Source organism: Paraglaciecola sp. (genome assembly GCF_039964565.1).
In the GTDB taxonomy this organism is placed as follows: domain Bacteria; phylum Pseudomonadota; class Gammaproteobacteria; order Enterobacterales; family Alteromonadaceae; genus Paraglaciecola.
Genome location: NZ_JBDVXF010000032.1, coordinates 165,302 through 187,367, shown reverse-complemented (window position 1 = coordinate 187,367; position 22,066 = coordinate 165,302). Strand labels below are relative to the sequence as shown.

Annotated in this window: 19 protein-coding genes; all 19 read right to left on the bottom strand. The window is 41.0% G+C overall.

The annotated features are described in order from the left end of the window. Positions 1 to 34 precede the first annotated feature (34 nt). Positions 35 to 748, bottom strand: coding sequence for an LrgB family protein (locus ABJK37_RS15625; protein WP_348355878.1), 714 nt, complete (start codon positions 746 to 748; stop codon positions 35 to 37). Further along, complete coding sequence (locus tag ABJK37_RS15620; protein WP_348355875.1) at positions 748 to 1,134, bottom strand: CidA/LrgA family protein; 387 nt, start codon at positions 1,132 to 1,134, stop codon at positions 748 to 750. Before ABJK37_RS15620 ends, ABJK37_RS15625 begins: the two co-directional genes overlap by 1 nt. A gap of 26 nt (positions 1,135 to 1,160) precedes the next feature. After that, entirely contained in the window at positions 1,161 to 2,519 is a 1,359-nt protein-coding gene (gene prsR / locus ABJK37_RS15615) for a PEP-CTERM-box response regulator transcription factor (RefSeq protein ID WP_348355872.1), read from the bottom strand. Between the two features lie 12 nt (positions 2,520 to 2,531). Next, the gene (gene prsK / locus ABJK37_RS15610) at positions 2,532 to 4,550 is read right to left on the bottom strand and encodes an XrtA/PEP-CTERM system histidine kinase PrsK (protein ID WP_348355869.1); all 2,019 of its coding nucleotides are present in this window, start codon (positions 4,548 to 4,550) and stop codon (positions 2,532 to 2,534) included. A gap of 10 nt (positions 4,551 to 4,560) precedes the next feature. Further along, complete coding sequence (locus ABJK37_RS15605; RefSeq protein ID WP_348355866.1) at positions 4,561 to 5,685, bottom strand: beta-ketoacyl-ACP synthase III; 1,125 nt, start codon at positions 5,683 to 5,685, stop codon at positions 4,561 to 4,563. A gap of 126 nt (positions 5,686 to 5,811) precedes the next feature. Beyond that, on the bottom strand, positions 5,812 to 6,753 hold the full coding sequence (locus tag ABJK37_RS15600; RefSeq protein ID WP_348355863.1) for a hypothetical protein: 942 nt from the start codon (positions 6,751 to 6,753) through the stop codon (positions 5,812 to 5,814). Between the two features lie 10 nt (positions 6,754 to 6,763). Next, positions 6,764 to 7,471, bottom strand: a complete 708-nt coding sequence (locus tag ABJK37_RS15595) for a hypothetical protein (RefSeq protein WP_348355860.1) — start codon at positions 7,469 to 7,471, stop codon at positions 6,764 to 6,766. Beyond that, entirely contained in the window at positions 7,464 to 8,006 is a 543-nt protein-coding gene (locus tag ABJK37_RS15590; protein WP_348355857.1) for a sigma-70 family RNA polymerase sigma factor, read from the bottom strand. The genes ABJK37_RS15595 and ABJK37_RS15590 overlap by 8 nt, the downstream gene beginning before the upstream one ends. 97 nt (positions 8,007 to 8,103) lie before the next feature. Then, complete coding sequence (locus tag ABJK37_RS15585; RefSeq protein WP_348355854.1) at positions 8,104 to 9,015, bottom strand: LysR substrate-binding domain-containing protein; 912 nt, start codon at positions 9,013 to 9,015, stop codon at positions 8,104 to 8,106. Between the two features lie 94 nt (positions 9,016 to 9,109). Next, positions 9,110 to 10,438, bottom strand: a complete 1,329-nt coding sequence (locus ABJK37_RS15580; protein ID WP_348355850.1) for a hypothetical protein — start codon at positions 10,436 to 10,438, stop codon at positions 9,110 to 9,112. Position 10,439: 1 nt separating this feature from the next. Further along, positions 10,440 to 11,048, bottom strand: a complete 609-nt coding sequence (locus ABJK37_RS15575) for an energy transducer TonB (protein WP_348356103.1) — start codon at positions 11,046 to 11,048, stop codon at positions 10,440 to 10,442. A 42-nt stretch (positions 11,049 to 11,090) separates the two neighbouring features. Then, the gene (locus ABJK37_RS15570) at positions 11,091 to 11,498 is read right to left on the bottom strand and encodes a biopolymer transporter ExbD (protein ID WP_215929952.1); all 408 of its coding nucleotides are present in this window, start codon (positions 11,496 to 11,498) and stop codon (positions 11,091 to 11,093) included. 29 nt (positions 11,499 to 11,527) lie between these two features. Beyond that, positions 11,528 to 12,052 (bottom strand): MotA/TolQ/ExbB proton channel family protein, encoded by a 525-nt coding sequence (locus ABJK37_RS15565; RefSeq protein ID WP_348355847.1) that lies wholly within the window; start codon positions 12,050 to 12,052, stop codon positions 11,528 to 11,530. Between the two features lie 6 nt (positions 12,053 to 12,058). Next, positions 12,059 to 13,447, bottom strand: coding sequence for a MotA/TolQ/ExbB proton channel family protein (locus ABJK37_RS15560; RefSeq protein WP_348356101.1), 1,389 nt, complete (start codon positions 13,445 to 13,447; stop codon positions 12,059 to 12,061). Positions 13,448 to 13,468: 21 nt separating this feature from the next. Then, a complete protein-coding gene (locus tag ABJK37_RS15555; RefSeq protein WP_348356099.1) occupies positions 13,469 to 14,191 on the bottom strand; it encodes a DUF3450 domain-containing protein in 723 nt (240 codons plus the stop codon). 457 nt (positions 14,192 to 14,648) lie between these two features. After that, positions 14,649 to 17,318, bottom strand: coding sequence for a TonB-dependent receptor (locus ABJK37_RS15550; protein WP_348356097.1), 2,670 nt, complete (start codon positions 17,316 to 17,318; stop codon positions 14,649 to 14,651). A gap of 77 nt (positions 17,319 to 17,395) precedes the next feature. Beyond that, entirely contained in the window at positions 17,396 to 18,988 is a 1,593-nt protein-coding gene (locus ABJK37_RS15545; RefSeq protein WP_348355844.1) for a hypothetical protein, read from the bottom strand. A gap of 395 nt (positions 18,989 to 19,383) precedes the next feature. Continuing rightward, positions 19,384 to 20,292: a porin gene (locus ABJK37_RS15540; protein WP_348355841.1), complete on the bottom strand. Its 909-nt coding sequence runs from the start codon at positions 20,290 to 20,292 to the stop codon at positions 19,384 to 19,386. Between the two features lie 493 nt (positions 20,293 to 20,785). Further along, positions 20,786 to 22,054, bottom strand: a complete 1,269-nt coding sequence (locus ABJK37_RS15535) for an inorganic phosphate transporter (protein ID WP_348355838.1) — start codon at positions 22,052 to 22,054, stop codon at positions 20,786 to 20,788. Positions 22,055 to 22,066 lie beyond the last annotated feature (12 nt).

Sequence of the window (22,066 nt, the reverse complement as noted above, 5' to 3'; positions counted from 1 at the left end):
TTCCGACTTAAATGAGTGATGCAAGCGGGTTAACTCAAGCGAACAACCAGAAAAATAGAGGTAGTAAGATAGCCGTAATAATACCGTTAACGCATAACGCCATAGTTGAAAAAGCCCCCGCTTTGGCATCGATTTGATGGGCTCTCGCCGTACCAATTGCATGGGAAACGGTTCCGAGTGCCAATCCCTTAGCTCTTGAATCATCGCAGCGAGTCAACTTAAAAACCACTTGGCTAAAAATCACACCTAAAATACCCGTTACGACAACTACACCCGCGGCAAGCTCTGGAATCCCTCCAATAATATCCGTGGTATCCACTGCTAACGGCGTTGTTATTGACTTAGTCAGTACAGACAATTGAACCGAGCCCGAAAAATCAAATAAAGCTATCCAGCCAAGTGCCAACAAAGGAGCAATACATCCACCAATAATAATCACCAACATGCCTTTATTCCCCGCCGCAACTATGACTCTAATTTGCTGATATAGAGGGATTGCTAACGCCACTGTAGCTGGGCCTAGCATCCAACTTATAGGGTGTACAAATAGTTGATAATCCTGCAACGAAGTAGTACTTACAGCGATCATGGCAGCAATCAGAATTGCACCAATTACTATGGGGTGAAACAATAAATTGTATGAAAATCCCTTAAAAATCCAGACGGCTAATAAATAAGCAAACAACGTAAGCGCTAACCATATAAGTTGCTCAATTGAAATCAGCTGGGTGAGGAATTGCCAGTCCACTACCTATGATCGTCCTGCGGCGCAGTGTTTTTTGTGCCTTTAAATAAACGCTGCCCTAACCATGATGTGATGCACAAACTAATAAAAGTACTGGCAATAATAGCCAACAAAAACAACCATAATTTGCTGCCTAATTGTTCTGCGTAAAACCAAGCAGCGATTAGCGGAGGAATAAAAAAGAAAGACAAATGTCTGAGTAAAAACTGACTGACTTTTTCTAAGGCTGTAGGCACTCGCCCTAACAAAAGTAACCCAAAGAATAATAATAAAAGCCCCAATAATGAGGCGGGCAAAGCGATATAGTGGCTTAATCTATTTCCTAACAACAAAAACAATATGAGCGTAATAAAAGCCAGCACCGATTCAATAATATGTCTTTTTGGCATGACGCAGCTCTGGCAGTTTGGCAGGGTTAGCTGCCGGTTTTAACATCTTCTAAGTGATATTTTTCAATCAACGAATACAAAGTGGGTCGAGTTACTCCTAAAAGCTCAGCCGTCTTAGACATATTTTGTTCCGCGACCAAATAGGCATTACGTATTGCTCGACTTTCTGCATGCTCTCTGACTTCTCGTAAATTGAGGGTGTCAATACTGGGACCGTCATCTTGATATACTAGACTTAAGTCCTCAGCTTGAATGTGGCTTCCCTCTGCCATAATTACCGCAGATTTGAGTTTATTCTGTAGCTCGCGAATATTACCCGGCCACTTATGTTGTTTCATGGCTTTAATTGCGGTCTCGCTAAAACCTTTTAGTTTGGTATTAAATTCTTCGTTATATTGCACCAAAAATGTTTTGGCTAATAACACAACGTCGTTATCTCGCTGTCTAAGCGGAGGGATCAGAATACTGATTTCTCCTACACGATAAAACAAATCTTCTCGAAAGGTCTGCTCAGCCACCATGGCTGGAATATCTCGATGTGTGGCGCAAATCACCCTAATATTAACCGGTATTTCAGAACGTCCACCTACTCGCTCAATCACTCGTTCTTGCAAAAACCTTAACATTTTAGCTTGCAGCCCTATTGGCATATCACCGATTTCATCCAAAAACAGGGTACCGTCTTGCGCCGTTTCTATTTTGCCGGGAGTAGTTTTATTTGCCCCAGTAAACGCGCCTTTTTCATATCCAAATAATTCACTTTCAAGCAAGTTTTCTGGAATTGAGGCACAGTTAATGGCAACAAAAGGTTTATCTTTGCGTAAGCTATGCTCGTGAATACTGCGAGCAAAGACTTCCTTACCCGTACCACTTTCTCCTAGCAACAAGGTACTAATATCGGTTTGTGCAATACGTTCAGCTTTTCTACTTGCGACTAAGATCCCTTCACTTTGACCGATGATTTTGTCCATCGACGGCGCCAATTCTGCTAAATGGCGATTTTCCATTTCTAAATCAAAAAGGTTAATGGCGCGGCTGACTAAAATTTGAATGGTTTCTGAATCAATTGGCTTTTGATAAAAATCATAAGCACCTAAATTCACTGCTTTTAACGCATTTTTTTTATCGTTATTTCCGGTGACTACTATGACTTTAGTTTGCGGAGCTAACGCTAGGATTTCTTCTAGAGTAGCTAATCCTTCTGAGGCATTGCTTGGGTCAGGTGGAAGGCCTAAATCTAAGGTGACAACCTTAGGTTCAAAGCGACGCAATTGCGCGATAGCTGAGGTGCGATCTTCTGCAAAAATAACTTCGTAGCCTGAAAAGCTCCACTTTAATTGTTTTTGGATCCCTAAATCGTCATCGACGACCAAAATCTTATCCATGTGTTAAAACCCTTAGCTTGTTGGTATACGTAATGTAAAAGTTGTACCTTGTTGTTGTTTACTTTGTACCAGTAACTGCCCACCTATTTTTTCTAAAAAGGCTTTAGCATCAAATGCACCGATGCCCATTCCGGCATTGCCTTTAGTGGTATCAAATGGTTTAAACAGGCGCCTATTAATAAAATCTTCGCTCATACCGCAACCCGTGTCCACAATATTGATCAACATATGCTTTTCATCAACAGATAATTCTATATCTATCTCCACTCTACCATTATCATCGGTTGCTTGTTGAGCATTACTCACTAAGTGATAGATAACATTACTGAATTTATCTTTATCCAATACCACTGGCACCTCACTGTCCACTTGCACCTTAGGTGCTGGTAAATAAGAGCCACATCGCTGATCAACTACTTGCTGCACACACTCATATAAGCTAACTAAGCTATCAGCGCCATCTTGCAATGCATTTTTTTCAGTTAATTGATACAGCATTTTATCCATTCTTGCCTTGGTATGTTCCAAAGTCTCAAAGGTATCCTCAATAAATTCAGGATTGTGTTTATGCTGTTCAGCATTCGACAAAATCAGATCTATTTGTGCCAAGACGTTTTTTAGGTCATGTACAATAAATGCAGACATCCGAGTGAAGGCTGCAAATTGGGCGTTTTCTGCTAATTCTTGTGCTGCCCGATGATGAAACAAAAAATTGGAAATTTGCGCGTTGACGGCTGTTAAATAATCTCGTAGTTCCCAATTGAGTTTTTTGCTGGTGTTGTCAGAACCTTGCATCACCACCATTCCCCAAAATTCTTCATCATCATAAATAGGGACAGCCAGTTGAAACGAGACGCCGTTTAGCAGGCCATGATTCACTTTTAGCTCTTCATACACGTAGGGCTGGGTTCTAAGTTCTTCAACGTCAATGATCCAATTTTTATTGTTAAAAAACCCCGCAAATTCCAATAATACTGCATGTTCATCTTCATTCAATTGCGATTTATCTATATTCGCGAGAACTCTCAATTCTCCATTTTGAACTTGAATAAGACAGCCTGTTTGGTAATCAATCGCTTGGGTTAAACCACGTAAAGCGGTTTCATAAACGTTGTCCTCTGACTCTTTGGTATTGAGAAAATGTGTTAACTTTAACCATTCGTAGCGATAATCAAATTGGTTAGCAAAAAAGTGCTTAGTAATAAATACCTTGATTTTGGTACGAAAACTCATTGAAAGAAACAAGGTCACTAATAATGCTAACGACAAGGCTATCAACACTACTTGGATGGTTGCTCCCCATTCCCCTCCTAAATATTTAACCGCATAACCAAGCAAAGCCATGATAAATAAATAGCCACCAGCTACCATTAGTAAGGTGCTATGCATCACTACATCTCTAGAGATATAGATTTCTACTCCCCAATTTTCGACTCTCCTGATAGCCAATACCAAAAAAGGGATCATCGCAGAATAGATGTAACCTCTGGCCGCAATGTAATTAATATGTATTTGTTCAACCATCAAAGCATTTGCAAAGGTGACAAATTCAAACACACTAATAACAGCCAAATACAATATTAATGGTTTTAATGCCCACCTATTTTCACCCGCCTGACGGTATATAACCTCGAGTAAAACCAAGACTTCTAGAGCAATAACCGTTTGCAGTAGAAACTTCCATGACTCTTTGTCGACTCCCAGATACGGCATGGCAATGGCGGTAATCGGTAGGCTTAAAATGAACCACGTCTCTTTGCGAGATAAGACTTCGATAATATTGGTAAACTTATCCTTTAAACATGTCGCTAAAAAAAGCAGCCAAAAAAAACTTTTAAGGTTATCAAAGAGTAACAACCTTTCCACTGGAAGCTGGGCAAACATGAACGGAGCAACAGACCATAAACAGGTTGCTCCAGTAGCTAGAATTAATAAATACTTTGCTAATCCAGACTTGCGAACTGTTAACAACAGTAATAACAGAAAGGCATAACCTATTGTACTGATTGCGTATCCAACAGTTGCTATCATCATCAGCTCTTTATTGTTTTTTTAATACTAAGCTGCCAATTGAATAGCCAGCACCAAAGGAACATAACAAACCAATATCACCCGATTGCAAGTCTAGGTGATGAAGGTGAAACGCAATAATTGAGCCTGCTGAAGCGGTATTGGCAAAGGTATCTAACACTATTGGTGCTTCCTGAAGAGTCGGCTGTCTATCAAGCAGTTTACGGCTAATCAATGTATTCATGTTAATATTAGCTTGGTGCAACCACCACCGTGAAACGTTATCAGCGCCGAGTTGGTGACGCTGCAAATGTTCAGAAATATGTTCGACAGCCATAGGACATACCTCTTTAAATACCTTACGTCCCTCTTGATGAAAAAGGTTTTCGGCTGCAAAGGGATCAACATCATTAGCATGGCTAACATAGCCAAAATTGGAACGAATATTATTGGAATATTGCGTCACCGCTTTGGTGCTCAAAATCTCAAAACGATGCGCAGAGTCCGCAGTCGCTGAGTTTTCAATTACCATAGCCGTTGCCACGTCACCAAAAATAAAATGGCTGTCTCTGTCGCAAAAATTAATCTGTGGTGTAGTCAATTCAGGATTGATTACTAACACTCTTTTCGCAGTGCCAGCGGCAATCATTTCGTAGGCTCGATGCAACGCAAAAGTGGCCGCAGAACAAGCGACTAGCATGTCAAACGCAAACCCTTGAATACCTAAGGCCCCTTGCACTTCGATTGCTAAGGCTGGATATGAGCGCTGTGTATAGGCACAAGACACAATGACTGCGTCTATGTCAGCTGCGGTCTTATTAGCGGACTTTAATGCTTTTTTAGCCGCATGGATTGCCATTTCTGCTTGATCAGATAATTGCTCTTCGCTGCGCACCGGAATTCTGGGCCGCATTCTATCTATGTCTAATATCCCGTCTTTCACATAAACATGACGACTTTTTATTCCTGAGGCTTTTTCAATAAATTCAGCACTTGAGAGGGGTTTGGAGTCGAGCTCTCCTTTTTCTATTGCTATTTCATGTTGCTGATTAAACCGAGTGGCATAAGCGTTATATGCAGTTACTAGTTCTTCATTACTAATACTATGGGCCGGTTTCCACAAACCAGAACCGCTAATTACTACAGTAGATGTCATGTAAAGTCCTAACTAAGGGATATAAGATCACATATCAATATGCGACTAAGATCTAGTTAGCTTATCGGTTTGTAATAAAAAAGTCAGCCTGAAGCTGACTTTTTGAATTAATAAGTCAATTGCTATTTAAAATAGATAAGTATTCGCTGCGCTTAGTAATTTATCCTTGCTTAATTTTCCAGTCACGCAAGCTTGAATATCTTTGTGTTTAAACACATACACCTTATCGTGCGAACCTATTACTGAGTCATTATCTGCGTCGACAAAGTCCGACAACAAGAATGTCACATTTTCGTTATCAGACAAGGACCTTAAGCCAGCTCCGTAACGGCACAACATGTTGCCTATGGTATCTTCAAATAGCGATAGTGATTCTTTATATAGCTGTTGTTTAACAGCTTGACGTTTTGCTAACGCCTGATTACGTTCGGTTTCCAATTCACTACGAAATTTTTCTAACTCCTTGGTTTTTATTTCGAGTCTAGCCACCTGGTCGTGGAGCGCTTTTTGGCGGTTCTGAATCTCTTTGCGACGTTGTGTATCGGCGTTACGTTTTTCAAATTCCAGATCTCTGAGCGTACGATCAAACTCTCGTCTCTCCCAACCTAGTTCCCGTTGCTCTTCATTTAAATCACGCATTTTGTCACTTAACTCGTCATCATAGTCATCGTAGTCATCACCATGTTCGACAAACTTCATCACCATTTTTTCAATTTCATCTTCGTCAATGTTGATTTCAAATCGGTTGGCATTAGGTGCAACTGGGGCTTTGGGAATACTGTTAACTAAACCATTCAAATCAAAACCAAAAAAATTGCCACCATGCCTACCACTATCTATTTCAAACACCACACCTTGATCAGCTAGATAAAACACCGCTTCAGCACGAAAACGAATATTCTTGTCGGAACTTTGCTGTTTTAATGTGGCTTGTAGAATATTCAGCATAATGCCTACTTCGTTGCGCACTTCTTTTATATTGGTTTCATCAGTTTTAGCTTGCAGCGGACTAATAGCGAAACTCCCTAAAGCCATCGCCAATAAAGTTTGTTTAATTAAGACTCTCATAGATACTTCCTCATTCGTTAATAGTGCCAGTTAGGTCAGGCTTGGCATAAATATTTTGTTGTAATTTGTTTATCTGGCGTGCATAAAATAGCTGATCGTCACCACGCTGTTCGTTGACATATTTAATCAATTCAGCAAAGTCTTCCCGCCTTTCCTTGCGGCTAGCTCCTAACAAATATTGTGTTAACTGCGCACTCGCATCCATTTGCTGTTGCCCCAATGCTTGAGTGTATTCAGTTAACGCCACCTGTTGTGCTTGTCGAAACTCCACCAATCTATCATTCACTAAGCGATCAATCTCTTGGGTACTTTGTTTTCCAGCAAAACTAATGGTCATTGCACCGTCATCCATTCGTACCTGCAGACCCGTGAGCACCATAACTATGGCCAACATTGAAGTGGCGAACGATAACGTTGGCAAACCCTGCCATTGCCACCATTTCGCTTTTTGCGGCATATCAAACGTACTTTCTCTGTCCCAATTTGGTACCTCGTCATCGTGATAATGTTCACTTTGCAGGGCAAAAATATTATAAGTTTCTACTTGTTTGGCAAATTCTTCCTGCTGCAGACAACGTTGCTCAAATTCATATTGCTGAGACTCTGTAAGTTGTTGTTCTGCCCAGAGACCTAACAAGTGTTCGTTGCTTAAGTTAGAATGGTTACTGAGAGACTTATCTGACCCAGTCCCATCTATCCGTGAATCATGCTTAGGCATAATCGACCTCCATCAATATTTTCAACTTTTCTAATGCACCATATAAACGCGATTTGGCGGTGTTAACTGAAATCCCGGTTTGTTCGGCGATTTCATCAAAAGTAAACTGACCAAAAAACTTCAGTTCTACTACCGCCTTTTGTGACAACGGTAATCGTTGCATCGCGCTCACTAACTGTTTGTTCTCTTGAGTTGTATGAATCCTCTCTGCCGCACTTTTCTCTTCGCTTTCTATCTCGGGGGCGTCGTCCAATCCTTGAGTTGGTTTTTTACGTCGGTAAAACTCAATGCACCGAAAATGCGCGATACGAAATAGCCAACTTTTAAAACTGCCTTCATTTCTATAACTTGCTAAATTACGAAACACCGAAATAAACACTTCCTGCATAAGATCCAACGCATCCTCGTTTTTCCCGGTCATGCGCATTCCATAGTTGTAAATAGGTTTTTCATAACGTTTAAGCAAATTGAGCCAGGCTTGTTTATTGCCCTGCAGCGCTTTGGTTATTAGTTGTTGGTCTGTTTTCTCAAACACTGTTTTTAGTTCCCTTTTATTAGGGTTTGTCCCCTTTGTTCATTAAAGTCGAGGGGACAAGTAAAAAAGTTTATTTTTAATTAAAATAATTTTGAAATTAACGGGTCAATGTAGGAATGGGGATGAGAGGAGCGACTAATTCGGCTAAATGACGAAACAATCTAACTCGTGTTGTACCGTTTCGCCACACCATGCCAATTTCACGATAGGCCATATCTTCAGCCGGCATCGAAACTAAAGATTTAGTGCTTAATATATGATTCTGTATCGCCAACTCTGGCATAAACGTGAACCCCAGCTTGCTACTAGCTAACTGCACTAAGGTGTACAAACTGCTGGCAGCTAGCGAGTTCACTTGCTCACTATGCTTGAGACCACAAGCACTTACAGCATGCCCAGTCATGCAATGTTCTTGCTGTAAAAGAAAAATACTTTGTTTGGGTAAGGCCGATACATCTAATGGTACAGGTAAGGTTGTAACCAAATCACTATGTGCAATTAAATGAAAAGGATCATGACCTAATACTAGTTGTTTGCACCCTGGCGTTTCCATAGGCAAAGCTAGCATCAACAAATCTAATGCCCCTTCATTAAGCTGCGTTAGCAAATTGGCCGTGGTGTCTTCTTGCAACTGCAAGGTGATATCCGGCAAATTTTGATGAACTCGCTCGATCAAGCCTTCAAAAATAAAGGGCGCAATTGTAGGGATCACCCCAATTTTAAGTTTTCCTGCTTGCCAATTGCCGGCACTTTGAGCGAAGTCGACCAACTCATGTGCATCGTTTAACAGCGCCTTGCTGCGCTCCACTAATTCTAAACCAAGCGGCGTGAACACAAAGGTCTTGTGATCCCGTTCCAGCAATTGCGATCCAAATTGTTCCTCTAGGTTCTGAATTGCAGTACTCAGTGTTGATTGACTGACATGACAATGCTGCGCTGCTCTGTGAAAATGTTGTTCTTGATGCAGAACCACCAAATAATGAAGATGTTTAAGATTGGGCCATTTCATATTTTTCATCTATAAAAACGATTGAGACCTCAATTCTAGATTAGATTTACAGATAAAAAAAGCGCCAGATGGCGCTTTTTTGGTAACTTCAAACCTACACTTGATTACCTATTGATGCATAAGTTTCAACTTGTTTTCTTTCACCTTCAACAAATTTCGACCATTGTTTCGCCATGCCGCGGCTACCATCAAATTCTTGTGCTTTCGCTAGTTGACTTAAGGCTTGGTTGTATTCACCCATATTAAATTGCGCCATACCAATGACTAGATGAGACATACCTTCATTACGCAAACCTCCTTTTTCTAAGGCTTGTTGAGACATGGCTATCGCTTGATTCCATTGATCCATGTTTAAGTACATTTGACCTAATTGGGCATAAAGCTCGCCTGTTTCAGATAATTTAGCAGCAGCCATCATCACAGGGATGGCTTTTTCAGTTTCTTTTGCAGAATTCAGCGACTGCGCTAAGAAGGTTAAATTACGCTCGTTTTCAGCTAATTTACCTCCATCTATGGCTTTTTGCATCACAGCCGCAGCTTTAAAAGGCAATTGATGGTAATAGTAAAGTTGCGCTAAGTTAAACATATCTGAACCAGTGGCCACATAACTTTTTTGTTCTGCAATTTCCATCACCGCTAGCTGCTTTTGTTCTTGTTCAAGTTCACCATACATACCGGCTAGTTGTATCCAATACTTGGGCGCTTCGAATTTTTTGACTAACTTAAGCAGAACATCCTTCACCTTTTCAGGTTGCTTTAATTCAAAGTAAATCGCTCGCTGTAAAACATACCATTGTTCGTCTACTTGGAAACCCAAATCGTTAGTTTCAACTTGCTGTACCGCCGCATTAATATATTGAGAAGCCGCTGCGTAATCTTGTTTTTGGTACATAGCTTGCGCTTTTAACACTAAATTCTTAGCAGGGATTTCTTTATTAGGATATAACCTTGTTTGAATGGCTTCCCATTGTTCGATTTTGGCAATAGTTTGATCATAGTTACCACGCATCATATGAAGTTGCGCCAAGCTGAACAAAGTCGCTTGCTCAAACGATTCTGGAATAGGTTGTTGCAGCACAACGTTTTCGAATGCAGCAATGGCCTGATCGTAATTTTCAGCTTCGTAATGAATAAACCCATAAAAATTATACATCATGGCTTGTTCATAACTGTTCATTGAACTGATTTTAGACTTTACGTTGTCTAAAACTTCAAAAGCTTCAGCCTGATTTCCCGCATCAGCTAGACCCTGCGCGCGGGATAACTGGTCGTAGACTTTAGAGCGCAACGTTGGCACACGTTTTGTTTTACGCTCTACTTTTGCCTGTTCTGCGTTAACAGTATTTGCTTGTATGCCAGACATTAGAACACCTGTCATCAAGACAGGTGCAGCCAACTTAAGTAGATATTTATTGATCGCCATTTTAGCCCCCAAGTTCGAATTTAACCCGCACTTCAACCCCTGACACTTCCATGGGTTCGCCATTTACGACGCGCGGTTTGTATTTATATTTTAAAGTGGCATCTAACGCCGCTTGCTCAAAAATGCCTTCAGGTGACGCTTGAATGACTTTAGGGTTGATAACTGAACCCAACTTAGACACAGTAAATTCAACATCCACATACCCTTCAATTCCCCGCTGCAATGCGCGTCTTGGATAGACAGCTGCCACGCGCACTATGGGTAAAAACTCACCGTCGCCAGATTCCAATGCTAATCCACCATCTAAGGAAACATCAGCAGCGACATCGGCACCAAAATCCATACCACTAGTTGCACTTTCTGGACTAGGCGCATCCATTTGTGGCGGCGCCATATCCGGTGGTGGTTCACTAGGTTTAGGTGGCTTTTTAGGTTTTCTGTCTTTCTTTTGAACCACTTCTTCTTGTTTAACACGAACAAAATCCAGCACACTGCCTCTAGGCGCATCAGTTAATGCACTGCCACCACTTTGAATTAACGATTGCATCAAAAAGAACAACGCTAAGGTGACAAACGCCGCCAACAGAATGGCTATAACTAACCTAGATATTGTCTGCGGCAGTGTTTTTGTCATAGTCTGCGACATAACGACTTACGGCTCCTGCGCTGCAATAGACACATCTAAGATCCCTGCTGCCCGTGATGCATCCATGACTTTGATCAATACATCAGTTGTGGCCTTTTTGTCAGCCTGAATAACAACCGTACCTTGAGGGTTTTCGGCATACAAACGCTCAATATTGGCCTGTACTGCGCGTACATCAACCTTGCGCTTATTTATCCAAATTTCTCCTTTGTCACTGATAGCAACCAAGATATTGGCGCGGTCCTTCTTCACGGCAGTTGCCGCTTCTGGGCGGTTCACATCAATACCGGCTTCTTTAACAAAAGACGCGGTTACGATAAAAAATATCAACATAATAAATACGACGTCTAGCATAGGGGTCATGTCGATTGCTGCTTCTTCTTCGTCCATCAAGTTTTGGAAATGCTGTTTCATATTTTTCTCTTTTAATCCGATACTCAGGGCTAAACTTTACGTTCCATACGTAATGAATCTTCTAAGCTTGCTCTTTCGTTTTTTGCGGTGCGTGCTAGCCAAGTTGAAGCGAATACACCAGATAATGCCCCTACCATTCCTGCCATTGTAGGAATAGTCGCCTTAGACACACCCGACGCCATTGAGCGTGCGTTGCCTGAACCCGATATCGCCATCACATCAAACACTTCAATCATGCCGGTTACTGTGCCCATCAAACCTAATAATGGACATAACGCCACTAACGATTGAATGATAGGTACACCTGCACCAAGTTTTAGGGATACTCGCGAAATCATCGCTTGGCGAATTTGTTCGGAGTTCCAAGATGAACGTTCGCTTCGCGCTGTCCACTTAGCTATCACCGCATTTTTATATTGTTTGTGAGTAACAAACACATACATAACGCGCTCTAAAATCATTAACCACATAACAAAAATCAAGCCACCAATAATCAGCAGAACTTGTCCACCGGTTTCGGTAAAATCGCGAATGGTTTCGAGAATCTCAATCATGATAAATTAAGCTTTGTCGCTGTTAGTAGTGTTATGAGCTTCAGCTCGCTCGGCAATTACGCCGGCAGCTTGTTCTTGCAATATATAAACGATGTTTTTATTGCGAGTATTTAACATGGCGTAAAGCAAAGTCATAGGTATCGCCACCACCAAACCTAGTACTGTGGTCACCAAGGCAGTAGAGATACCGCCGGCCATCAATTTAGGGTCACCGGTACCAAATAAGGTTATCGCCTGGAAGGTGTTGATCATGCCTGACACCGTACCTAGTAATCCCATCAAAGGTGCCACTACCGAAATCACTTTAATGATACTAAGTGAGCGACCTAGTTTAGGTACTTCTCCCAAGATAGCTTCTGTTAGATGTAATTCTAGCGCTTCAGTATCCGCTTCAGGGAAATCATCTTTGGCCTTCATAACACGACCAAGAGAGTTATTGTCTTTGAAATCACTCGATTTAAGCTGACGGTTAACTTTAGCGCCTTCAATAGATAGTGAGATAAAACGCCAAATTGCGATTAACAATCCCACTAAGCCAACAGCTAAGATGATGTAACCAACCGTACCACCTTGCTCAACTCTTTCCTTTAAACTCGGAGCTTGAACCAACAATTTAAGAATTGAACCACCTGTTGGGTCTAATCCAAATTCAACTAATTCTCCCGAAGAGCTTTGTAAAGCTGCGGCGCTGTCACCGTAACGACCTGCAGGTTGACGTACCAACTCTGCGACTGAACCTGTAGTACCGTTGTAATCAAGATATTTACCATCAGCCGCTAGTGCAAAAGGTCCAACACGTAAGACTTCTTTACTCACTTTGTTACCACCCGCTTCTATTACATCAGTGGTGAATTTTGTAACCTTGCCTGATTCTGTCATTTCACGTTGCATTTCAAACCAAACTCGCTCAATTTCCTCGATTGAGGCCAGTTTCGAAGTCGCTCCCATAGATTGAGCTAATTCATCCAAAAATTCTGCTCTGCCTGGAATTTGTGCTGAAATGATAGAGTTTTGAAATTTACTTTTGGTATCACCTGATACTTGTTGAAGTACCCCAAATAATTCTTTTAGTGAGCCTAGACGTTTATTCATGGCTTCGTTTAAATCTGCCAATTTGAATTCGTTTTCTTCGAACTGAGTTTCCATTCTTTCGGAAGCAGCCAAAGCAGCATCACGGGCTTTTTTAGCATCTCGCAACATTTGATCTTGCTCTGAGCGCTTGGCAGCAAATTCTTTTTCACGTTGCGCATTTTGTTGGTCTTGTTGAAACTGACCTTGTTCAAGTTGCTTTAATAATGCATCGAGATTTAATGCTTTGTCTTCTTGAGAAAACGCCACGTTCGACAACAAACAAAGGCTGGTGAGCAATACTAAATTTCTAAGGATATTATTCATGTTAATCATTTGGTCAGGCCCTTAATCCGTCAACGCTACAGGTAGCATAAGTAGGTCTGGTGCGAGTTGTTTTTTCGCCATACGTAAGCCTTTTGTGACTTGTGTTCGATAACTAGAAGGCAATGCTTCCCACTGTCGAGTTTGTTTGTTCCAAGTACCTTGCAAGCTAGCATCTCGAGTCTGATAGATAAGTGCGGTGCGTCCTATTCGTAAAAAGTCTACGTCACGTTCTTGTCCGTCAATAGTATGCAAGCCACTATAAGCTTCGAGTGTGCGCCCGTAGTCCATTTCAACTTGGTAGGCTTCCATTACACGGCGAAACTTTTCTGATGGCGCGATGTCTGCTCTGTCCATCAATGCCTGTAACTCTGCTACACGATTGTTTCTTTCTTGCTCTAGAAAAGGTACATCCAGTTCAACGAACTGCGCTAAACCGGTAATCATACGTAACATAAGTGGCGTAATTTGACGCTCAATAATACTCACGCCATCAATGGAGGCATTGAGATCCGCCATTTCCTGCATTTGATTACTAATTTGTTTTTGCAACTGGCCGTTGTATACCTGTAAACCCGTGGTTTCTTTATTCAGGGCTTTAAACTGCTGCATTTTATTACCAATCTGATCAGTAATATTGTCGATTTTTTGTTGGGATTTTGCTGCTGACTGGTTGATTTCAGTCGCTTTTTTGATTGCAGGCTGAAGCGCTTTTTCTTCTTGTGCTTGGCTAATGCCAGCCGTCATAAATACGCCTACAAATGCGGCAGATAATTTGGTCAGTCGTGTCATACCTCAAACCCTAAAAATTGGATAACAGCGATTTACTGTTATTTAAAAACTGCGCAGAGAATAAAGGCTATATGTGACATAAATATTACAGTTAGATGACGGACTTATGAAAGGCAATTGCAGATTACATAGTGTTAATTCTAGAACCTTCGATACACCTTAGATTGTTTGGCTTTCACAGCATGACACTAAGGTTCATTTAAAATTAAAACACAAAAATAATTACGCTTTACAGCAAAAAAATTATAAGACGACAAGGATATTAATTTGTACAGGGTAATAAATATCGGCGAGACTTGAGTAGTTGTCGCCTCAAATTTGACCTCTACCGCTCAATTAACAGATACAAAAAATCCGCTATCAATGAAACTAATAGCGGATTTTACAAAGCATCTTCACATGTAGCACTAAACTAAAACTCGTAGCTATAACTCACACCAAAGGTGGAGCCTACTTCACGAGATCTAACCACCACATTATCTTGCAGCACTTCTTGATTTTCACCCAATAGGTTTTTAACTTTGAACTTTACGTTAGTGTTAAAGTTAGGGTACCAAGTGTACACAAGATCCAAAGAGTGGAAGGGTTGTTCAAATGCATCACCACGTCCACCGATACCAGAAGCAAGAATACGCTCTCCGAAGACGTTATAAACTAACGAACCACTATGCTCTCCATTTGCCGAGTCATAGTTTAACTGCAAGTTGACAACATATTCAGAATGACCATTCATACGCTTAACTTTGTTAGTTAAGTTACCTGCATCGGCCGCTTCAATCGTTACTTCTGAATCACTGAGAGTTAGATTACCTGAAGTAAAAAAGCCTTCAGAAATAGACGACAGATCATATAACCATTCTGCCTCAACACCATAAAGTTCAGCAGAGGTGCCGTTCGTAAACGTAGCGGTATAACTTGAATCACCTACAGCTAGTACAGTTTCAATCGGATTGGTAATATCTTTATAGAATAAAGAAAAGGCTAAATTGTCACCGTTCGCGCTATATAACTCGTAACGAGCGTCGTAATTTTTCAACTGACTCGAGGTTAAGGATAAACTCCCAGTGGTACGGATATCAGTTAAAGGATCAAAATAACCGACTGGTACTACTTCTCGTAAGTCAGGACGAACTACTGTTTCGCCGTAACCAAAACGGAGTTGATAATCATCTCCACCTAAGTAAGTCAAACTTAATGCAGGATAGATATCATCTTCGTCGATAGTACGCTCTGAGATGCGGTCTTGGCTGTAGAAATTTTCAATGTCTTCCCGACTGAAAATTAAACTTGATGACTCAAGTGTCACTTGTTGAAATGATTCATAACGTAATCCACCACTAAAACGCCAGGTGTTGTCATAGAAAACATCAAATTGACCGTAACCTGCTTGGACTTTCTGAGCCGCTAAGTAATCGTCAGCTTCAGGTGCCTCTGGCTCATTGAATGATATCCACACTTCATTATTGTCAATAAAGTCGTCAGATAAGTATTCACTCAAACCTAGAATGCCTTCACTGCCTTCGTTAACTGTGACTCCTGCACCATTGTTATTTACAAAGAAGCTAGAAGTCGTGTAGTAACGAGCTCTATCAGAGTAATCCCAACCGGTTTTTAGTTCAATTTCAAATTTGCCAGTGCTAAAGGGTAAATTAACATTGCCACCCCATGACTTCATAAAGTCACGCATTTCAACAAATTGATAATTAGCACTACCATTACCACCGTTAATCGCACTATCTACATATTCATTGTTAGCGTAGCTATCAGAGAAGTTGTACGTCACATCAAGTGGGATATCGGTATGCACTTCTGACTCGGTATATTGCCAATCAGCCCCCACTCCCCACCAATCTAAAAATGTGTGTTGACCTTTAAATTGGTCTATTTCAAGTTCGCGTTCTTCATAACTGAACTGATGTTGTCTGTCTGCTTGATTGTCAACCGCGATAGTCGTGCCCTGACTAGGGTTTTGATTGATACCCAGTTCAGTTTCATCTTCATTATCTTGAATATAAATTTTGCTATAGCTTACTTCATGACTATCAAGACGATATCCCAGTGTAAAAAGACCGTTTAGCCTTTCATTCTCTGTTGTCACTTTAGAATCAGTGATACTGTCATAACAAGTACTGTTTACATTCTCACTAGTCGTAAAGGACGTAGCGCAATCATCGGTTTTATCTGCACTAATAACGGCATTAGTACGTTCTGTATAATTCCATTTATTGTCATACGCGACAGATGCCAAAAAGCCGAAAGTTCCACCTAACCATTGTTCATCATATGAATTACCAATACCGCCTTGAAACGAATAATTAGGTGATAATGATTCATCTTTTAGCGCCATGTTGCGAGGCAGACTTTTTAACAGATCTTGGTTCGTGGTAAATGCTTGTTGAAAGGCTGTTGCGTTTTCATTATCAGTTAAACCATGTCTTTCGATAATGTTACGAAAAGAAAAATCACCTCGATAATGCACTATGCCGTTTTCTAATTCTTCGGGCAGACCAGCGTCGTTTTTAGTGTAGGTAAATCCGCTAGAATTATTTGAGTTACCTTCGATACCAAGCTGAATACCTGCGACAAACTCTGAGGGCAGTGATTTAGTTCGAATATCAACGCTGCCACCACCAAATGCTGCGGGCATATTGGGTGAAAACGCTTTTTGCACGGATAAGCTTTCTATCACATTGGTTGGAAAAATATCTAACGGTATAACATTACGGGTCAGGTCAGGGCTGGGAATACTTGCGCCATTTAGACGTGCACTAGAATACCGTTCCCCCAAACCACGTACATATATAAATTTACCATCAACTAAGGTCAAACCTGTCACACGGCGTAGCGCTGAGGCAGCATCACTGTCACCTGTGCGCGCGATTTGGTCAGAACCAAGTATGTCGGCAACGAAAGCTTGGTTCTTACGCTCTGCAATTACTGCCGCTGCAGTACCTTGTAAGCGGCTTCCTGTGGTTACCACTTCGTCAATTACATTATCTTGTTGTTGGGCACACAACGAGCCCGATACAAGTCCTAACGCAACTGCTAACGAGATTTTACTCGCACTGTATTGAGTCTTCATCATTTATCCCACGATCAAAATGAACAAAAAAGGCGCAACTAGATACCTAGCACGCCTATACATCTGTCAAAAACGACTTATTGTTCGTTTGCCATGGCATTGTCATAGGCATCTTTTGCCCAGTCGTACCAATCGCTTGAAGTATCAGTAGGGCTAACAGCACCAATGAAGTCTACGCTTTCAAAAAAGTTAGCATCGATAGTAGTGACGTCAAACGGCACTTTCAGGTCAGCGATAGTGGCAAAACCATTGCTTGCTATCACATCTGCGTCGCCACCTAAAATGGTGTTATTAGCATCTGCATCATCTGTTAACCAGTTGGTGAAAGTAGTACTTCCTACTGCCTCTGATTTACCTAACACAGCGCAGGCAGCAACAGAGTTTTTCATGGACACATCACCATCAACAACCACTTGTTCAGCATCAGATGAATTTTCAAAACAATAACTTTGCGTAGCAGTAGTTTTAACTAAAACGGTGTTATACCAAGTAGCAGAGATAAAATCGTCTAACTTGATAGCGACTGAAGCTTTACCATCACGAACCGATGTTTCGTCAGTTGTTAGAACAGTAACGTTAGCAATTTGTGGAGCAGAAGGAGCAACATTGTTATCTTTTACTTTAGTGCCGTCAGACTCAAAACCACCATTACCCATATTGACTGTATTACCCGCAGCATTGACGACAGAACCGTGTTTGATGAGGATAAATTGGGCGTTACCACTCCAACCCGCATCGATATCAATACTGTCATCTTGAGTATCAGTCACAACAACGTGCTTAAGATTTACTGCACCACCAAACAACTCAATACCATCATCATAACCAGCGTAGATGTCGACATAGTCAATAGTGGTACCAGAACCTACAGCAAACAAGCTCAAAGAGTTTAGGTCATTTCCTTCTTCAGCGCCGGCCGGTAGGCCGCCTGCGTAATGAATTTTAACGAATTTTAACGTACCACTATTATCAGTGTTGTCGTTGCCACCGTAATAAGTAACGGCACCTTCACTTTCTGCATTACATGTAACCGCAGCACGCTCAGCGTCAGAACATTGGTCAGTAATACCAAAACCATCAATCATGATACCTCCCCAATCTTGAGGTTGCGCATCTGAAACTTTTAGGCTTGCAATGGCGTTAGCCGAAGTAAAAGTGATTGGATCGCTATAAGTACCAACGGCTTCAATATTTGCACCACGGTTGATTTGCACGCGAGAAGAAGAATCATCAAATGCGAGTGTTGCGCCAGCTTCGATTTCTACAGTTGGGCCGTCAACAATTAGAGTACAGCTATCTGACGTGTTGCAGTTTTCACCCACAACAAGAGAACTCTTGAAGAAATGTACACCACCGTTATCAAGTTTTGCCAACGTTATATCTGAAGACAGTGGGCTGGCTGGACTGACGAAATTCTTGCTATATTCGCAGTTCCCGCCTGTGTACTCACCTTGTACTGCAGAACCAGAAACATCATATGAAGCACAAGGGTTTTCGTCAGTACCAGTGTCAACGTTACCATTACCTTCGTTAGTAGTAGTCGTAGTATTATTACTATTATTAACACTCGTATCATTAACAGTAGGGGTAATATTGATATCGCCGCCACAACCAGCTAATGCTAACGCTAAAACTATTGCGCTAGCTTTGAAAGTATTCTTGATTTCCATTGTGCTCTCCAAATGCGAGTAAAATTATTAGAATTAAAAAACGCGGCTAGAATAGCGAAGGAGCGTGACAGTTTTGTTACACCAATCAAATGTCATAAAAGTTTAATATTGGGTTACCATTTAAGGTTGCGATATTTCTAAACACCAAAGAACATTGATGACATTATATTTTTTATCTTTTTAAATCAAAAACTTATAAACACCACACTAAAAACGTTCTGGCATTAACCGTCCATAAAGCGACATGTTGATGCGGCTTATGATTGCAGCTTGATTGAAAATATCTAGTGTGTTGTTAGTTATTGCGGCAAAACACCACAGAGTGCAACGGCACGCTTGAAAGTACCGCATACAAAGTGGTTTGGGATTTATAACTCAGTTTATTTTCACAAATACTAGAACTTGTGTTCGAGACCCGCTGCCAACCAGGAGCCGTCGGCGCTGTCTTCTAAACTTCGATTGGTGAACCAAAGGAATGCCTTAGTAGATTGACCCAACGCATAGTCTGCACCTACAGAAACACTATCATCGTTACCTGCGACTTGATACTGCCCTTTCAAAACTATTTTCCCGATACTGTATGCCGCACTTACAAGAGCACCATCTTTTGACTTACCTGTTGCGATAAGCTTTTGATTATGCAAAATCATCCCAAGTTTCAAGTCATCAAATTTTGTTTGAACAGAGACACGTTGCGTATCGTAACCTTTCATATCAATGTCAGCTGCGACGGCCGCAAACCATTGACTCTTATTTAGATATTTATCTCCATAAGAAATTGAAAATGATTGGGCATCTTTGCCTTCTGTATTATCCTGCGCAATATATGAAGCCCCAAATGAGAACCCTTTAAATTTTGGCGAAAAATAAGTCACTGAGTTATCCATGCGATTTTCGCCTTTCCAAAGGCCTTTAATATCAGCTTCGTAATGATTAAATTGGTCAATTTTACCTTGTGTCTGCTTAAGCACCGTATCGTTTCTTCCCAATAACACCGAGCCAAAGTTACCCCTAAGACCTACATATTGATTACGAGCGGTTATATTATCTGAGCCCGATTCATCAGTTAAATCGACTCGCCACTCCATCATATAAAGTACTTCTAAATCACTTTCTAATTGATGATTGCCTTTTATTCCCAATCGAGAATTATTACTTTTTAGCTCAGTAAAACGACTTTCTCCTTCATCTGATGACTGCGCCGAAACATTCACTAAGCCATAAAACGTAATGGGATCTGCCGCAACGGCAGCTGACAAACAACTAGTAATCAAAATGACTGATAATCTATTAACCAATTTCATAAGTCTCAAGTTCTTACTATAAAGGATTCAACTTAAGTACTAATTCTACTCTCAATTAAAGGGAAGTCATAAGTTTTATGACATTTTTATTACAAAAGTATGACAAATAAAAATATAGCGAATACCTAGACTTAGCAAACCGCCGGATCGATAAGCTCAGAAACGGTGATTTATGAACTAATAAAATACTTTTGGCATCAAATTAGTGGCAATGCAGTGAGTGTCTCGGGCTATTTATACCAATCCGTAATGATAACTGCTCACTCAGCGAGATTCTAAAGTGCCTTAATCAAGGCGTTCGAATGAGGGCCTAGTGGTGCTGCGGACAACGTAGAGTAAAATGTTTTAGAATTCGCCCAACGGGAATGGCCATTCCTGCATGAAAAGTCAAAGATGAAGGCTTCTCTTTAGAAACATTTTTAGGGATAAATAAACGCATAAAAAAAGCCAGAAGGGTCACTTCTGGCTTTCAAAAAACATCCTGTTTTAGAATCTATGGCGCAAAGATACCTTTGATCATAAAGAAAAAGATAATTGATAAACCTGCACCTGCAGGTAATGTTATCACCCAAGACACCACTATATTTCTAACCACACTTAAGTTAATAGCCGCAATACCTCTAGCCATTCCTACCCCTAACACTGCGCCTACTAAGGTTTGTGTTGTTGAGATAGGTAAACCGGCGCCCGAGGCTATAACTACCGTACAGGCGGCTGCCAATTCCGCTGCGAAGCCGCGACTGGGAGTAAGATGTGTAATACCGTTACCGATAGTTTTGATAACTCGATGGCCAAACAGTGCCAAACCAGCCACAATACCAACGCCTCCAAGGGGTAAAATCCACCATACTAACTGGGCACTCTTACCAATTTCTCCACCACTTTCTACAATACTGACCACAGCTGCTAATGGGCCTATTGCGTTTGCTACATCATTTGAACCATGAGCAAAAGCCATACAACAAGCTGTCACTATCATTAAAATAGCAAACACTTTTTCAACATTAGCAAACTGATCTTCTCTTTTGCTTTTTGGGTTGACTTTTATACGGCTAATAAACAGCTTTCCACAAATACCAACAAGCACTGCCACTGCAATCGCAATAAAATAGTCTTGTTCAGCTGGGATATCTAATCCTACGTGTTTTAAGCCCTTCTTAATTGTGACTAAGGCCATCACAAATCCTGCTAACACCATGTAAAAAGGTACATAACGTTTCGCACTTTCATAGGGATTGTCTGTATCAAAAATGAGTTTTTGCGCCGATTGAAATATCAGATAAGCAATAAATCCTGAAATCGCAGGGGTAATAATCCAACTCCCCACAATACCACTTACTTTGCCCCATTCCACTGCATCAGCGCTAACACCGACAGCAGCAAAACCAACAATAGCCCCTATAATGGAGTGAGTAGTCGAAACAGGCCACCCTAAATAGGAAGCAATTCCTAACCAAACACCTGCAGAAAAAAGTGCTGATATCATTCCATACACTAATAATTCAGGTGTATTAATAAAGTAAGCGGAGTCTATGATGCCTTTTCGAATTGTCGAGGTTACCTCGCCACCGGCTAAATAAGCACCGGCAAATTCAAATACCATGGCAATAAAAATAGCTTGCTTTATGGTCAGTGCTTTTGAACCAACAGAGGTTCCCATTGCATTGGCAACATCATTGGCACCGATGCCCCATGCCATCAAAAACCCAACTGCAGCGGCGACTACGATTAAAACAAAACCGTAATTGTTAATTATTTCCATTCTGAGAATCTC

Excerpts from the sequence above, each read along its gene's own strand:
- ABJK37_RS15620 (WP_348355875.1), bottom strand. The coding sequence starts at position 1,134 with ATGCCAAAAAGACATATTATTGAATCGGTGCTGGCTTTTATTACGCTC.
- prsR (WP_348355872.1), bottom strand. The coding sequence starts at position 2,519 with ATGGATAAGATTTTGGTCGTCGATGACGATTTAGGGATCCAAAAACAA.
- prsK (WP_348355869.1), bottom strand. The coding sequence starts at position 4,550 with ATGATAGCAACTGTTGGATACGCAATCAGTACAATAGGTTATGCCTTT.
- ABJK37_RS15605 (WP_348355866.1), bottom strand. The coding sequence starts at position 5,685 with ATGACATCTACTGTAGTAATTAGCGGTTCTGGTTTGTGGAAACCGGCC.
- ABJK37_RS15600 (WP_348355863.1), bottom strand. The coding sequence starts at position 6,753 with ATGAGAGTCTTAATTAAACAAACTTTATTGGCGATGGCTTTAGGGAGT.
- ABJK37_RS15595 (WP_348355860.1), bottom strand. The coding sequence starts at position 7,471 with ATGCCTAAGCATGATTCACGGATAGATGGGACTGGGTCAGATAAGTCT.
- ABJK37_RS15585 (WP_348355854.1), bottom strand. The coding sequence starts at position 9,015 with ATGAAATGGCCCAATCTTAAACATCTTCATTATTTGGTGGTTCTGCAT.
- ABJK37_RS15580 (WP_348355850.1), bottom strand. The coding sequence starts at position 10,438 with ATGGCGATCAATAAATATCTACTTAAGTTGGCTGCACCTGTCTTGATG.
- ABJK37_RS15570 (WP_215929952.1), bottom strand. The coding sequence starts at position 11,498 with ATGAAACAGCATTTCCAAAACTTGATGGACGAAGAAGAAGCAGCAATC.
- ABJK37_RS15565 (WP_348355847.1), bottom strand. The coding sequence starts at position 12,052 with ATGATTGAGATTCTCGAAACCATTCGCGATTTTACCGAAACCGGTGGA.
- ABJK37_RS15560 (WP_348356101.1), bottom strand. The coding sequence starts at position 13,447 with ATGAATAATATCCTTAGAAATTTAGTATTGCTCACCAGCCTTTGTTTG.
- ABJK37_RS15555 (WP_348356099.1), bottom strand. The coding sequence starts at position 14,191 with ATGACGGCTGGCATTAGCCAAGCACAAGAAGAAAAAGCGCTTCAGCCT.
- ABJK37_RS15550 (WP_348356097.1), bottom strand. The coding sequence starts at position 17,318 with ATGAAGACTCAATACAGTGCGAGTAAAATCTCGTTAGCAGTTGCGTTA.
- ABJK37_RS15545 (WP_348355844.1), bottom strand. The coding sequence starts at position 18,988 with ATGGAAATCAAGAATACTTTCAAAGCTAGCGCAATAGTTTTAGCGTTA.
- ABJK37_RS15540 (WP_348355841.1), bottom strand. The coding sequence starts at position 20,292 with ATGAAATTGGTTAATAGATTATCAGTCATTTTGATTACTAGTTGTTTG.
- ABJK37_RS15535 (WP_348355838.1), bottom strand. The coding sequence starts at position 22,054 with ATGGAAATAATTAACAATTACGGTTTTGTTTTAATCGTAGTCGCCGCT.